Below are 14,211 nucleotides of genomic sequence, written 5' to 3' on the forward strand. Positions count from 1 at the left end.
GTTAATTTGTGAACAATATAGAATTTGATAAACAACACATTTGGCACCCTTATACCTCGGCGGTTAATCCCCTTCCCTGCTATGAAGTAGTTGGTGCAAAAGGCGCTGAACTTACCTTGGCCACAAGTGAAGTGCTAGTAGATGGCATGTCTAGCTGGTGGGCAGCTATTCACGGTTACAACCATCCTGTACTCAACGATGCTGCGCACAAGCAAATTGACGCATTTTCTCACGTTATGTTTGGCGGTATTACCCACCAGCCGGCGGTAGATTTGTGTAAATCGTTACTGAACATGGTGCCGGCAGGTTTAGAGCGTGTATTTTTAGCAGACTCTGGCTCAGTGTCTGTTGAAGTTGCGATAAAGATGGCGATTCAGTATTGGGCGTGTCAAGGGCGCTCAGAGAAGTCACGCATTGTCGCGCCGCGCAATGGCTACCATGGCGACACGTTCGCTGCAATGAGCGTGTGCGATCCCGTTAACGGCATGCATAGTTTATTTGATGGTGTACTAAGCAAGCAGATTTTTGCGCCCGCTCCTCAAACTCGCTTTGGCCAAACGTTTAGCGAAGATGACATTCTTCCACTTGAAGAGATTTTTGAAAAGCATCACCACACGATGGCAGCCCTTATCCTAGAACCTGTTGTTCAAGGCGCGGGAGGCATGCGTATTTACCACCCCGAATACTTAAAGCGCTGCCGACAGCTTTGCGATACCTACGACGTACTTTTAATTTGCGATGAAATTGCTACTGGCTTCGGCCGTACAGGTAAGCTCTTCGCTTGCGAGCATGCAGGTATTTCGCCTGACATCATGTGTTTGGGTAAAGCGATTACGGGTGGTTATATGACACTGGCCGCGACCTTGTGTACCGAAGACGTGGCTTTAGGGGTTTGCCAAGGGGAGCCGGGCGTATTTATGCACGGTCCAACCTACATGGGCAACCCGTTAGCCTGCGCGGTGGCCAATGCCAGTCTGTCGCTCATTAACGAAAATCATTGGCAGCAACAAGTCCCTGTCATTGAGAAACAATTACAAACCGAATTGGCAAAATGTGCAGACTTGCCGCGAGTCGCTGACGTACGGGTGTTAGGTGCTATAGGGGTAGTCGAGACGGTAAATCCCGTCAATGTTGCCGACATTCAACGCCATTTTGTAGAACAAGGCGTGTGGATACGGCCATTCGGGAAATTGGTATACATTATGCCTCCTTACATTATATCTTCCGAGCAGTTAAGTAAGCTGACCCATGCGATTTACACCGCCTTGAAATAGTGTGTGAGATTGTTACGCTAACTATCTTCTTGGGTGAAATATGAGTTTTGAACCACCAGTCGACGTCAATTGGCCCGAGGGTTGATGTTAGTTTTGTTATAGAGTGAACATTCAACTTTAAAGCGGGTCACTAATTAGATCATTAATGCAGAGTGTTTATAGCGAGATTTGAATGATAGTACGTGTTTTAGATAAAGTTGTATTTGCAGTCTTGTTTATCATTACACTTCAAGTCCCCATCTTGGCGGATCATTATCGTCAATACCTCAATGGTTATTATGATGCACTGAGAGATGAAGTTTCTAGTTCGTCAGCGCTCGCCAAGCAGCATGGTTTTTCTTCGGTTGAAGCCATGCTTGAAAGCTTACAGAAAAACAGTGAGCCAGTTGTGCGAGAGAATGCCTCGATGAAAGCCACACGCTTCGCCCAGATCACCACTTTAGAGCAAGGCATGAGGAAGCTAGAGCACGGTCATTACTTCGAAAAGCTTGTGTTTATGGCCTCGCCTTCTCAATATGGTACGCTCAAGCGCGTGTTAGATAATTTCAGCCCCTCTGTCCCACTAACGCCTTCGTCAATTGTGTTCAGCCTTGTTACCGCTATCTTACTTAATCTGTTAATTTGGACGCCACACTTCTGCTATTGTCAGGTTAAGAAAATTAAAAATAAACCCAAACGCTACGCTTATAAATAGCACTTGGGTTTATCTTGTTGATACGTGGTTTATTGTTTTTTAAAAAGCCACTTCTACCAGTCCAACTAAACCAACACATTAGATCTTAATGAGCTGCATGGCTTTGATATTTCATGGCCTGAGATTTCAAGGCGTCATGCAAGCCATGCACTAAAATCGCTCGGGCTTTTCTCTATCCGTTAGCCGGCTTCGCTATTTTTCCTTTTAGCTTTTCCTCGCTCTCTTTTCCTCGCTCTCTTTTCCTCGCTCTCTTTCTCGCTTTAGTGAGCCTCAACAGTTGCAATCCGCATTTAGGCACATTTGGCGTGTTCTAAGTCATCTACTAGTAAGAGTTGGCATCTTTGCTGCAACACTTATTATGAGTGTGTGTTGAGATGTTGCTGAATTTACACTACGTCTATCAAAGTAAACACTTAATGCCTTTGATAAACAGCAACTTAAGCACAAAAAGCTATACAGGAGATATTACAATGCCAACAGATGCACAATTATTAATCGGGAAAGTGTTGCAAATAAAAGACAAAATTTCCGCTAAACGTCATTGCATTCCAAGCGACCTAAAAGCCGAATGGAACACACTTAATGAGCAAACCGCCTGTTTTGAAAGTGAAGCGCTTTATAGAAGTGCTGTAAAAGGCCAGGAAATGAATAAGCATATTGATTATTCAGGTTCAGTGAAAGAGCTGTCTCAATTAGTAAAACAGCTTAAAACATTGAATAAAAAAGTTAACGTTATACAAATTCATCACTAAGGCCTTACGCACTTGCCGTGCCTCGGGCCTTAGCAAAAAATTTAAGTTACTTTTTCCTCTTAAGGAGCACCAATGTTCTTATTTTACGCGTGCCATAACTGGCAAGCCTTAAAAAGTCCTCGCGAGCAACGGGAATGTGTTGATACTCAACAGGCTGCCCCTCACTCGCATCAGGATCGTGTAGATAGTAACAGTGAGAGTCACAGCTTGTAACTGCAACCCAATGCGGAACCTTTTTCTTATCGAACGCGTATGTGCTGATTAAGCACAATACTGCCCCGCCAGCTTTAAGGGTTTGGTCGATAACATCAACTCGCCAGTCAGAGATTTCAACAGAAATGCCTTTTCTACGTGCCTCTGCCATAAACTGCGACTCAACATTTTCGACTATCGCTTTCTTGTTAGTATCTCTAACGCCATCAACAAAAAGCGGGACATCCTGATTGATGACCACTTTCGCGGCATAACCTTCGTTTACCGCGGCGAGCGCTAATCCAACCGGGTGGCAACCGCCATGACCTGACATCATAAATATCGTGGTAGCAGTACGCCACAACGATAGTTCTTTTTCTTGGGTCATTTCATAGCGATTGTTCAATGCACACATTGCCATCATTAATGCTGATGGACCGCAGGTAAAATCAGTCGTCTGTTGGTACCACGGATAAACCTCTGGCTTAACTGATTTACTCGGCACCAACACTTTTTGCATACGTAATGCGTCAGTGTGATCGTCATAGTAATCGGTATACATACCAAACTGACTAAACCCTAATTTTTTGTACAGAGCAATGGCGCCAGCATTACCTACTGCCACTTCCAGGCGCATAAATCGCTTTCCCCGCAAAAGCGCCCGCTCCCCCAAGCTATTTATGAGCTTTTCAGCAACGCCAAGCCCTCGCGCTTCGGGCAGAACCGCAATAGAATACAGTCTAGTAAGCTGTGTCCCACGACGCAGCAGTAGTAACCCGTAACCTATAATACTAGTTACACCCGGTTTATTGTTGTCGAGGTTCGAACCTGAGCTCAATAGCGCACGCTCAGCCACAATAAGCTCTGCGTGCTGTGCATCAATGTAAAATTTGAAACGGCTTTTACTTAGCCTGTCGGTTGTGAAACAGGTTTGTTCAATATGCTGAAGCGAAGCAAGATCGTGTAATGTCGCCACACGCAGCTCTACACTCGACTGTGTTGAAGGCGCACGGGCACTTTTTGTCAATATCGTATTCGACGCGCCTTCGACTAGGCCATATTCACTGTTTGCGCTTTCCTGTGGACTTGCATTATTCACTTCAATTACTCGCTCAGCCGATGTAATCATCGCCCTCTTTGCTCCAACCTGTCAGCAAATTCCTGCATAATTAATTCGTACAGTTCTTTGCCTAAATATTTATCTTCGACACCCGAGTCGATACTTGGGTTGTCGTTCACTTCAATAACATAAACCGCGTTACCGGTTTGCTTGATATCTACACCGTACAAGCCATCACCTACCGCTTTAGCTGCCTTGATAGCGGCTTGTAATACCGGTTTAGGTACTTCAAACGTTGGCATAGTTGCAAATCCACCCGAAGAGAATCGATCTCCCTGATGGTTGTATATCTGCCAATGATTGCGCACCATAAAATATTGGCATGCGTATATCGGTTTGCCACCTAACACACCAATTCGCCAGTCGAATTCAGTGAATATATATTCCTGAACCAAAACAAGTGCCGATTCAGCCAGCATTTGTTCTAAGCGCGTTTTTAACGCTTCTTTATTTTCAGCTTTATGCACGCCGCGGGAAAACGAGCTTTCAGGCTGTTTTAAAACTAGCGGCAAACCAAAGTCAGCAATGAGTTTTTCGCACACTTCATCGGTAGCGCTCGATACAAAGGTCGCTTTTGGCGCTGGCACTTTCTGATAGGCAAACGCGTCCTGCAAGTACACCTTGTTACAACAGCGCAGAATTGATTGTGTGTCGTCCATGACCACGATACCTTCTCGTTCTGCAGCACGCGCTAAACGATAAGTATGATGATCAATTGCTGTTGTCTCACGAATGAACAATGCATCGTAATGACCCAATTCTTCTTGCGACAGGCGACTTACCACATCCGCGCGAAAGCCCACTTTTTCAGCCGCTTTAACGAAGTTTTTAATAGCGCGTTCATCACTGGGCGGCGTGCTCTCTTCTGGATTAACCAAAATGGCCATATCCCAACGTGTACGTTTGCTCGTTTTACCGGCTTTCCATTGTATTTTGGTATGCGCTTCTAATTGCTCTATGAAACGCGCTTGTTGTTTGACGTTTAGGTCCTTAAACGCTTTTGCCTGCACGTTTGCAAAGCCTTCAATTTGCACCTTTCCTGAGGTTTTAGACGACACTTTTGTATCGGTAACCGTTGGGCTTAACACCAAAACTGGATACGGATATTTTTCAAACGCTTGGCGCGCTAAACGTTTAAAGCGCTGATCTTTCACTTCACCGAAAAGTACTAATAAAGGTTCATCAGTAATTTCTGTATTGTCTTGGGATACCGACAAAGAGAAGACGATGCGATCGATACTTTTCTCTTCCGCCATGCGTAAATCATTAATGGTATTTACTGAAGGTAATACAGAGTGATTACGTGCTTGCGCCAAAAGTGAACAATAGTACCCTTCACTTAAATAACGCGTGGTATCACAAATATTGATAACGCGTGTTTTGGGCTCGTTCAACTTTGGAAACTCAGCAAGGTAATCTTGAAAAGTCAGCACGGTTAAAGCTGTGTTACAAAAAGGAGTAACATCATCAGTAACAATCAGTGTATTGTGCATGTAATTCGCTTCTAAATAGTGTGTTGTCAGGTACAATTAAGGTTGTGTTTGTTCAATTTACAAACACGATTAAAGTAGCGCTGAGTTTACGCTTTACTCGCCATTTGCATAGCATTATCAGCACGGCTTTTTTTCATCGTTAAGACAACAAAAACTTATGTGCATTTGAATGAGCTGAAGCTACTTTTAATTATTGGTTTTGCCTATACATTGGGGCAGCCACGCAAGACACGAAGGGTTTAAGGAGTACGTATGCTATTGGCCAGCTTGGCTATTTTAATCGGGTTGCCGGTTTTACTTTGGAGCGCAGGGAAGTTTGTCGGCGGTGCCGCATCGGTAGCTAATCATTTTGGCGTGTCCCCACTGCTCATCGGTATGCTCATTATTGGATTTGGTACATCGGCCCCCGAAATTATTGTGTCCATATTTGCCGCAATCCAAGGCAACTCTGGCATAGCGCTGGGAAATGCCTATGGCTCTAACATTGCCAACATCCTATTAATTTTGGGCCTTACCGCAATAATTAGCCCTATTGCAGTTAAATCAGAAATCATTAAAAAAGAACTGCCTGTTTTACTGGGTATTACCTTCTTTGCCGCATGGCAGGTATGGGACTTAAGCGTTTCTAAAGACGACGCATTCTCTTTGTTAGGACTGTTTGTGCTTCTGCTTTCTTGGAGTATTTATCACGGCATGAAAGGAGACAAAGACGCCCTCGCCGACGAATACGATGAAGAGATTAATAGCAACGAAGGTACTGTAAAAACCCACGTAATGTGGTTGATTGCGGGGCTTTTATTGCTAGTTGCAAGCTCGCGTATGCTGGTATGGGGCGCGGTAGAAGTCGCCACCTTCTTTGGTGTTAGCGATACTATTATCGGGTTGACGGTTATCGCAATTGGTACATCGTTACCAGAACTTGCATCATCGCTAATGGCGGTGAAAAAAGGCGAACACGATTTAGCTATCGGTAACGTAATAGGGTCTAACATGTTCAACACCTTGGCGGTAGTGGGCATTGCAGGTACCATTCAGCCAATGACTGTGGGTTCGGAGTTCTTATACCGTGACGTTATGGTGATGTTCGCATCGACCATTGCGCTGTTCATTTTCTGTATTGGCATTAAGCGCCAGGGTCGCTTAAACCGTCTGGAAGGTGGAGCGTTTGTGCTTGCTTATGCAGCCTATACTTACTGGCTTATCAAAGCGGCGTTTATTTGAATTGGCCGGATAACCTGTAACCGTTCATTCAGTTAACTCATTGTCTTTCACTTGATAGTAAGCCTTTTGCTAAATTATCAAGTGAGGGACGGTCATTCCCTCGCCTATAGCCCTAGCGTTGTGGCTAACGTAACCAAGCTAATAACCGCGATGGCGAATAAAATAATCAGATTAACACCAAAACTATCAGACCGGCGTCGATTTCGCCTTGCCCGCATAATGATGCTGATCAAAGTTACCACTAAACATACCTGCAACATGATTGTCATGGCTGACAGGTGACTTTCAGACCAACTGGTATCCCCTTTTATTCCCCAATACTGCTGCACGCCACTGATAAAGTCAGGGCGCGCATAGTGAAACAGTATGAGTACGACAACCATGCCAACCCAGCCAACTATGTTTAACCCAAGCATCACCTTATAAAATGGCGTTTTAGAACGTGGCGTTGAACGTCGCTCTGCAAGTTGCTCGTAAGTCATAGAACTTCTCTCATTTTCGGCATCGCTAGAACGGTCAGCGTCACTTTGCGTAGCACTCTGTTCTTGTGCTTGCTGAGACACTGGCGTGTTCGAATCATTTTTATTTCCCATTTGTCACTCTGTTCTCTGGCATCCCGCTTTATGTTGGGTATACTAGCGTGCTATTGGATTGTATTTCATTGGTTATTTTTACATCACCAAGTCATGTTTCGATCTGTGTTTTGCTTATATTTGGCACCAAGCGAATTGCGAAATGCCTTTTTGAAAAGCAAAAAGCTATTACAGATTTTAGTAAGTTATCGGCATGGCAATCCAAAAACATTGACCATAAAGCAAATTTTAGTGCATTTTTTCATTCACAGTTTAATGCACTGTGTTGTTGAAAATGACTCAATAGTAAGCAACAACATAAAATTAGTAAGACGGAGAAATTAACATGACGCATGCGCCCGTAGTTGACGTACTTAAAGGTAAGTACGCCGTTGGCGAATCGGTAACCGTAAAGGGTTGGGTAAGAACACGCCGCGACTCTAAAGCTGGGTTATCATTTATTGCACTACACGACGGTAGTTGCTTCGATCCTGTACAAGTTATTGCGCTAAATTCTCTGTCAAATTATGCCGATATCCAGCGCTTAACAGCAGGCTGCTCATTATCGGTTACCGGTACAGTGAAAGAATCTCAGGGCCAAGGCCAAGCCGTTGAAATTGACGCGACTAACGTTGAAGTTTCAGGTTGGGTAGAAAACCCTGATACCTACCCAATGGCCGCTAAACGCCACAGCATTGAGTACCTTCGCGAGTATGCACACCTTCGCCCACGCACTAACGTTATCGGCGCGGTAACACGCGTTCGCAACTGTTTGTCTCAGGCTATTCACCGCTTTTTCCATGAGAAAGGATACTTCTGGATCTCTACGCCAATTCTAACGGCTAGCGACACAGAAGGTGCAGGTGAAATGTTCCGCGTATCAACCCTTGATATGATGAACCTTCCACGCGACGACAAAGGCAATGTTGACTACTCAGAAGATTTCTTCGGCAAGGAAACCTACCTAACGGTATCAGGTCAGCTTAACGTTGAAACATATTGTACAGCTATGTCTAAGGTATACACCTTTGGACCTACGTTCCGTGCAGAGAACTCAAACACATCTCGCCACCTTGCAGAGTTTTGGATGATTGAGCCTGAAGTGGCGTTTGCTGAATTGAAAGATGTAGCGCAACTAGCGGAAGACATGCTGAAATATGTGTGTAAGGCCGTGCTTGAAGAGCTGCCTGATGACATGGCGTTCTTTGCTCAGCGTATTAAGAAAGACGCCATTGAGCGTTTGGAAAAGTTGGTAAGCTCTGACTTTGTTCGCATGGACTACAGTGACGCTATCGAAATTCTGCAAAACTGCGGCAAAGAATTCGAGTTCCCTGTTGAATGGGGTATCGATTTATCTTCTGAGCATGAGCGCTACCTTGCTGAAGAGCACGTTGGTGCGCCCATTATTATGCAGAACTACCCGAAAGACATTAAAGCGTTCTACATGCGCATTAACGATGACGGTAAGACAGTTGCAGCTATGGACGTACTTGCGCCGGGCATCGGTGAAATCATCGGTGGTTCACAGCGTGAAGAACGCCTAGACGTATTCGATGCACGCCTTGACGAAATGGGTCTATCGAAAGAAGACTACGCGTGGTACCGCGACCTTCGCCGCTACGGCACCGTACCTCACTCAGGTTTCGGTCTTGGTTTCGAGCGTCTTGTAGCATACGTAACCGGCATGCAAAACGTACGTGACGTGATCCCATTCCCACGTACACCGGGCAACGCTAGCTTCTAAGCTTGCCAACTTCATTGAAAAGCCCGCCTGCAGACATCTGTAGGCGGGCTTTTTCTTTTGTCTTTTACGCTTAATCTAACTCGACAAAACCTTACGGGTTTATTGAAAGCCCAATGGCAGCTGAATGACAGGGCTCAACCGTGTATACAAAGCCTTCTGCAGCGTCAGCTGTCTTTTCAATCTGCAAAATTTCGTAATCGTTAAGCTCTATAACGCGGGTTCCTTCCGGATGAGCACAACGAGATCGCGAGTCTGCTTCAAATTCATAGATAAAATTTGCCAGTGCCTGTCGCTGCGCTTTTTTATAATCAACGCTCTTTTGTTTGGCGTTAGTTAACAGCGTAGTTAAGTCTCTTTCTAATTCAGAAACATCTTCAGCTTGTTCCTCAGTAAGTTGCGATTCACTGTTCTCACGCTTATTTTCAGTTTCTTCTATGGTTATTAACGGGTTAGCACTATCACTACTGAATTCAGAAAGTAATCCAACCTGCCCAGCTAAAATGCCAAGCTGCAGGGCAACCCCCAGCGTCCAAACAAACCTCGCTACGGCAGTGGATAACACAAAACGATATCCGGGTTGGTGCCACAACCTTTGAACACCAAAAGGTTTAAGCAGTAATAAGAAAAACAAATAAACAAAAATTACCAGCATGCCGCCGACTAGCGCCATTAACGTGGTAACGAAAAACCAGCTAGGCACCATTAGAATTAGTGCGAAATTATGGCTATAAGGTAACGCGCTCGCAGACACACCGGTTATGCTATTCACCATGCCACTGGCAGAAGCTAGCGCGAAGTTAGCGATAATGGCGTAAACGAACAAGATAACCGCTTTCCCGGGCAAGCTATTCCAAAGCACCATGAACTTAGGCCAGGTTTCACTAACAATACCAACAAGCGCAAAACCAAACATAATAGCTTCGAACAAACCACTTTCTATATTCAAGAGCAGCTGTATAAGAAGCATGCTGGTTGCCAGAAAATAACACCGCTGGGCGAAGGTGATACTCACCCAAAACCGTAAAAAGCCAATTCGCCTTTTCAAAAATAAACGGCTTCCTTGCTTCTTTACTTTTTCATAAACGTTGCGAATGTAGTTTGTTGTTTCCATTATTTAATCGTCAATTATTGTTGTTATACTTCTAAATACGACTGGCTTTACTTCCCGACGTGACCGCAATAAGCTATGCTGTTGGTTCTAAAAATCAACGGGTTATATATCTAGGCTGCTAACTATCATACACTTAACATACAAAAAGTAGCGTGCAAAAACCTTATGGCTGAATCTAATACGTTATCTATAGTTTGTGAGCAATGCCATACTAAGGTACGCATTCCCGCCCTAGCGCACAGGCAACGGGCCGTGTGCCCAGTATGTAACCATACGCTAATATCCCATCGAAATGGCGCAAGCGAAAACTTACTCGCTTATACCTTCAGTGCTATTATTTTTTTACTGCTCTCTTTGCCCTTTAATTTTCTAACATTTAAAGCGAGCGGCCAAAAACACAGTATAGATTTGCCCACCGGCATTACAGTACTCATCGAAAACGACTATTTATCATTAGCCATAATAACCACTTTAGCGACGCTATTACTGCCCGGAATGGTATTAGCTGGGATGTTACTGTTGTCATTAGCTCAGTTGCAAAACCGCCGCCCCTTTTACTTGCCCAGGTTGTTCAAGTTAGTAAAAGCGCTCTTACCATGGAGCATGGCTGAAATCTTTCTTGTCGGTACCTTAGTGAGCTTGATTAAAATTACCGAACTGGCCGATGTGTCCATCGGGTTATCCTTCTACGCTTTTATTGGTTTTTCAGCGTTCACTGCACTATGTATATCCCAATTCGACCCTACACGCTACGCTATGTGGTTATCTCAAGGGCAGCCTCCACAACCTAAGCCGCTTAGCGAAGCGCAGGCGCAAGAAAGTATTCAACGCACGTGGGCACTGTTGGTAACCGCCTGTATCTTATATATTCCTGCGAATGTATTACCAATTATGTATACTGAATTTTTCGGGCAAGAAACACCAAATACCATCATTGGTGGTGTTATTTCGCTATGGGAGTCTGGCTCGTACCCTGTCGCGATCATTATTCTTATTGCCAGCGTGGTGGTGCCTGTGGCGAAAATTGTCATTCTTGCTTGGCTGAATTTTTCCGTACAGCGAGAGAAAACCACTTCAAAACAATTACGTATACGTTACTACCGTATCACCGAAGCGATTGGGCGCTGGTCGATGATAGACGTTTTTGTTGTAGCAGTGCTGGTGTCCCTTATTCAGATGGGGAACACCATGTCTATTTATCCGGGCCAAGCGGCACTTGCCTTTTGTGCCGTTGTATTTGTAACGATGATAGCCGCGATGACGTTTGACTCGAGGCTAATTTGGCAGCAGTGGAAGCAATTACCATGACCACAGACGATCCGAACATTAATGAAGCAAAGGTCAAGCCGACCTCATCCATTTCTCGTATTTGGATTATTCCCATCCTTGTTATTGTCATCGGTGGCTGGATGGTTTATTACCAGTGGAAAAATCAGGGCCCTCTTATTACGATAGAGCTACATTCAGCCACGGGTATTGAAGTAAATAAAACCCCAATAAAAGTGCGTGACTTAGATATTGGTCAGGTAAAAAAGATAACGCTAAAACCTGACTTAAACGGCGTGCTCGTCACGGCGAGAATTGATGCTAGCGCGGCTCATCTGCTCAATGAAAATGCAAAGTTTTGGGTGGTCGCGCCCCGTATAAGCTTTTCGGAAGTTTCAGGGCTCAATACCCTCTTGTCTGGTAGCTATATCGCTATGTCAGCTCACGATAAAGGCAAAGAGCAGCTTCACTTCACAGCACTTGAACGCCCTCCCGTCACTCCTCCTGGTACGCCAGGTCTCCATGTTATGCTGAAAAGTGACGACGAATTTGCCTATAAACCCGGCGATCCTATTATTTATAAAGGGTTTAAAGTTGGCGAATTTGAAGACGCTACTTTCGATATTGAAGAGCGTGTAGTGTACTACGATGCATTTATTGAGGCGCCTTACCATAAACTCATAACCAATACTACGCGCTTCTGGGACGTCAGCGGCGTTAAACTATTGCTCGAATCGAACGGTGTTAGTGTTGAAACGGGAAGTTTAGAAACACTTTTGGCTAATGGCATTACCTTTGGCATTCCCGAAGGCGTACCAAAGGGTGAACAGGTCCTCGACAATGCCTTTTTCACTATTTATGGTGACAGCACGGCCGCCTCAGACGCACGATATAAAGTTGCTGCAGAATATTTGTTGCTCATTGATGAAAGTGTACGAGGGCTAACTGTTGGCGCTCCAGTTGAGTACCGAGGTATTGAAATTGGTAACGTCACTGCAATTAACTCTTTCCCTGCCGTTGAAGGCAATATTTTAGAAAGGGATTACCCGATCCCAGTGCTTATTAATATATACCCCGGGAAGGCTAGGCAGCCAGACACTAAAGAAGGTTTAAATGACATAAAGCAGACCATTAGAAATTGGTTAGAGAGAGATCTTCGTGCGTCGCTACGCATGGGTAACGTATTAACTGGAGGGCTGTATGTTGACCTGCAACACGTACCAGACGCTGACAGAAGCAATGAAATTGCAGTGATAAACGGCTACGAAGTAATTCCTACCGTTAGTAACGAATTTACCCAGTTAACACAAAAAGCCGACGCCATATTGGACAAGATCAACCAGCTTCCGCTTAAAGAAATGGTTGAAAATGTACAACTAGCTGTTGAAGACATGCGCTTGGCTGCTGAGTCTGTGGAGACGGCAAGCAGTGATTTTGACCTACTTATTGCTGATATTGATGCCAAAGCGCTTAATAGTAACCTTAATCAGGTGCTTGTTAGCCTCGATGGCCTGTTGAAAAATTATAGCAAGGGTGGCTTTAATCAGTCTGAGATAAAAGAAACCGTTGATGCCTTGCAAGAAACTATGCGAAACATTCAGCCGTTATTATTGAAGCTAAATCAGTCTCCTAATAGTTTAATATTCTCGAACGATGACGAGGCGGACATTCAACCCAAAGCTAAGAATTAGCGATTAATTTTCAAGTAATGATGTGGTAGGCAATGAATTCGCTTTTTTCCTTGATGGTTAACCGATATTCAAAAGTAATGCGCTACGTTTAATATTAAAGGCAGTAACGCCATAGCGAAGCATCCAATAAAATGGATGAAAGGAATGAGTAAAATGATACAACGGTTTAAGGTTTTTCCTTCCCAACCTATATTCAAAGTTTTGTTTATCAGCGTTTCTGTGTTTTTTACTTGGTTATTGTCAGCTTGCAGCAGCGCACCTCACTCACTGACATACTACTTACTTCACGCCACAAGCAACACTTCATATACTGTAAACGACGCGTCATCAGCCGTTGTAATAGACCAAATTACCCTACCTGAATATCTAAAACATCGTGGACTTGTGTACCAAACCAGTGACACAAATTTACATATTTCAACCAGTCACTTGTGGGCAGAGCCTGTCGACGAAGGGGTCACTAAGTCACTAACGAGTGCGTTAGCATCAAAACAAGTGTCACTGCTTCGCCCAGACCATTACGCAAGCGAAGAAGCCATTCATATGGCTTTACACATTAGTGATTTTGTTAGTACCTATGAAGGAGACGTGATTTTGTCTGGTCGATACGTAATTACACGCGTCGGCGGTAAAAGCCAGACATTTCCATTCGTATTCAAGACTCCACTTGACGATGACGGGTTTTCGTCAAGCGTCAAGTCGATGAGGGTTACTATTAACCAACTTGCTGAAGATATTAGAAAAACGGTGAATAAACCTTTATGACCTTACTGCCGTCCTAAGTAATAGAAATTTTACGTCGTAAGCTATCTCTACCAAGACGAAAAACCAAAAGACACATTGTGATTGTGAGTCAGTTAGCAGTGAAAGATATATCTATCACATTCTTGCTTGGTGACCGGGCTTTTTTTCTTGGTGGACATGCTTCACTGGACTCTCTGCCCTTTTCAGAGAATTGACCCCATTGCCCAGAATAAATGATCAGGTGTAACTGGCTTTACACAAAATTGACTCATGTTTAGTTACAATTGCGCTGTATTACTGAAACACTTTAGCGCTACACTATGCAAAGTATTCGTTA

The 14,211-nt window shown here is 44.3% G+C and carries 12 protein-coding genes; 8 read left to right on the forward strand and 4 right to left on the reverse strand.

All coding sequences use genetic code 11. The features are described 5' to 3' along the window. Positions 1-8: 8 nt before the first annotated feature. The 3 genes from bioA to V7R42_RS02655 all read left to right on the forward strand — a co-directional run bounded on the left by bioA (position 9) and on the right by V7R42_RS02655 (position 2,720). Complete coding sequence (gene bioA, locus V7R42_RS02645; protein ID WP_334018682.1) at positions 9-1,274, forward strand: adenosylmethionine--8-amino-7-oxononanoate transaminase; 1,266 nt, start codon at positions 9-11, stop codon at positions 1,272-1,274. A gap of 172 nt (positions 1,275-1,446) precedes the next feature. Then, complete coding sequence (locus V7R42_RS02650; protein WP_014948903.1) at positions 1,447-1,968, forward strand: DUF2937 family protein; 522 nt, start codon at positions 1,447-1,449, stop codon at positions 1,966-1,968. Positions 1,969-2,438: 470 nt separating this feature from the next. Continuing rightward, positions 2,439-2,720 (forward strand): hypothetical protein, encoded by a 282-nt coding sequence (locus tag V7R42_RS02655; RefSeq protein WP_334018684.1) that lies wholly within the window; start codon positions 2,439-2,441, stop codon positions 2,718-2,720. A gap of 46 nt (positions 2,721-2,766) precedes the next feature. Here the strand turns inward: V7R42_RS02655 and V7R42_RS02660 are convergent, their stop codons facing one another. Next, positions 2,767-4,041 (reverse strand): GNAT family N-acetyltransferase/peptidase C39 family protein, encoded by a 1,275-nt coding sequence (locus V7R42_RS02660; protein WP_334018685.1) that lies wholly within the window; start codon positions 4,039-4,041, stop codon positions 2,767-2,769. Continuing rightward, on the reverse strand, positions 4,038-5,525 hold the full coding sequence (locus tag V7R42_RS02665) for a RimK family protein (RefSeq protein ID WP_334018686.1): 1,488 nt from the start codon (positions 5,523-5,525) through the stop codon (positions 4,038-4,040). Before V7R42_RS02665 ends, V7R42_RS02660 begins: the two co-directional genes overlap by 4 nt. Positions 5,526-5,777: 252 nt before the next feature. On the opposite strand from V7R42_RS02665, the gene V7R42_RS02670 reads away from it, so the two are divergent. Beyond that, complete coding sequence (locus V7R42_RS02670; RefSeq protein WP_334018687.1) at positions 5,778-6,746, forward strand: calcium/sodium antiporter; 969 nt, start codon at positions 5,778-5,780, stop codon at positions 6,744-6,746. Between the two features lie 104 nt (positions 6,747-6,850). Here V7R42_RS02670 and V7R42_RS02675 read toward each other — a convergent pair whose 3' ends face one another. Then, complete coding sequence (locus tag V7R42_RS02675) at positions 6,851-7,339, reverse strand: hypothetical protein (RefSeq protein WP_334018688.1); 489 nt, start codon at positions 7,337-7,339, stop codon at positions 6,851-6,853. 325 nt (positions 7,340-7,664) lie between these two features. On the opposite strand from V7R42_RS02675, the gene asnS reads away from it, so the two are divergent. Then, a complete protein-coding gene (asnS, locus tag V7R42_RS02680) occupies positions 7,665-9,062 on the forward strand; it encodes an asparagine--tRNA ligase (RefSeq protein WP_334018689.1) in 1,398 nt (465 codons plus the stop codon). 91 nt (positions 9,063-9,153) lie between these two features. Here asnS and V7R42_RS02685 read toward each other — a convergent pair whose 3' ends face one another. Continuing rightward, the gene (locus V7R42_RS02685) at positions 9,154-10,173 is read right to left on the reverse strand and encodes a hypothetical protein (RefSeq protein ID WP_334018690.1); all 1,020 of its coding nucleotides are present in this window, start codon (positions 10,171-10,173) and stop codon (positions 9,154-9,156) included. A gap of 165 nt (positions 10,174-10,338) precedes the next feature. Here V7R42_RS02685 and V7R42_RS02690 point away from each other — a divergent pair, with 165 nt between their 5' ends. The 3 genes from V7R42_RS02690 to V7R42_RS02700 all read left to right on the forward strand — a co-directional run bounded on the left by V7R42_RS02690 (position 10,339) and on the right by V7R42_RS02700 (position 13,895). Continuing rightward, a complete protein-coding gene (locus V7R42_RS02690) occupies positions 10,339-11,481 on the forward strand; it encodes a paraquat-inducible protein A (protein ID WP_334018691.1) in 1,143 nt (380 codons plus the stop codon). Continuing rightward, positions 11,478-13,130 carry an intermembrane transport protein PqiB gene (pqiB, locus tag V7R42_RS02695; protein ID WP_334018692.1) on the forward strand — a complete coding sequence of 551 codons (1,653 nt, stop codon included), beginning with the start codon at positions 11,478-11,480 and terminating at the stop codon, positions 13,128-13,130. Before V7R42_RS02690 ends, pqiB begins: the two co-directional genes overlap by 4 nt. 144 nt (positions 13,131-13,274) lie before the next feature. Then, positions 13,275-13,895, forward strand: a complete 621-nt coding sequence (locus V7R42_RS02700) for a PqiC family protein (RefSeq protein ID WP_334018693.1) — start codon at positions 13,275-13,277, stop codon at positions 13,893-13,895. The last annotated feature ends 316 nt before the right edge of the window (positions 13,896-14,211 follow it).

It is taken from the genome of Alteromonas sp. S015, from assembly GCF_036864485.1.
GTDB lineage: Bacteria > Pseudomonadota > Gammaproteobacteria > Enterobacterales > Alteromonadaceae > Alteromonas.

What these genes read in the sequence shown, in the direction of transcription:
- V7R42_RS02660 (WP_334018685.1), bottom strand. Translation starts at nt 4,041, where the DNA reads ATGATTACATCGGCTGAGCGAGTAATTGAAGTGAATAATGCAAGTCCA.
- V7R42_RS02685 (WP_334018690.1), bottom strand. Translation starts at nt 10,173, where the DNA reads ATGGAAACAACAAACTACATTCGCAACGTTTATGAAAAAGTAAAGAAG.
- pqiB (WP_334018692.1), top strand. Translation starts at nt 11,478, where the DNA reads ATGACCACAGACGATCCGAACATTAATGAAGCAAAGGTCAAGCCGACC.
- V7R42_RS02675 (WP_334018688.1), bottom strand. Translation starts at nt 7,339, where the DNA reads ATGGGAAATAAAAATGATTCGAACACGCCAGTGTCTCAGCAAGCACAA.
- V7R42_RS02690 (WP_334018691.1), top strand. Translation starts at nt 10,339, where the DNA reads ATGGCTGAATCTAATACGTTATCTATAGTTTGTGAGCAATGCCATACT.
- asnS (WP_334018689.1), top strand. Translation starts at nt 7,665, where the DNA reads ATGACGCATGCGCCCGTAGTTGACGTACTTAAAGGTAAGTACGCCGTT.
- V7R42_RS02650 (WP_014948903.1), top strand. Translation starts at nt 1,447, where the DNA reads ATGATAGTACGTGTTTTAGATAAAGTTGTATTTGCAGTCTTGTTTATC.
- V7R42_RS02655 (WP_334018684.1), top strand. Translation starts at nt 2,439, where the DNA reads ATGCCAACAGATGCACAATTATTAATCGGGAAAGTGTTGCAAATAAAA.
- V7R42_RS02700 (WP_334018693.1), top strand. Translation starts at nt 13,275, where the DNA reads ATGAGTAAAATGATACAACGGTTTAAGGTTTTTCCTTCCCAACCTATA.
- V7R42_RS02665 (WP_334018686.1), bottom strand. Translation starts at nt 5,525, where the DNA reads ATGCACAATACACTGATTGTTACTGATGATGTTACTCCTTTTTGTAAC.
- V7R42_RS02670 (WP_334018687.1), top strand. Translation starts at nt 5,778, where the DNA reads ATGCTATTGGCCAGCTTGGCTATTTTAATCGGGTTGCCGGTTTTACTT.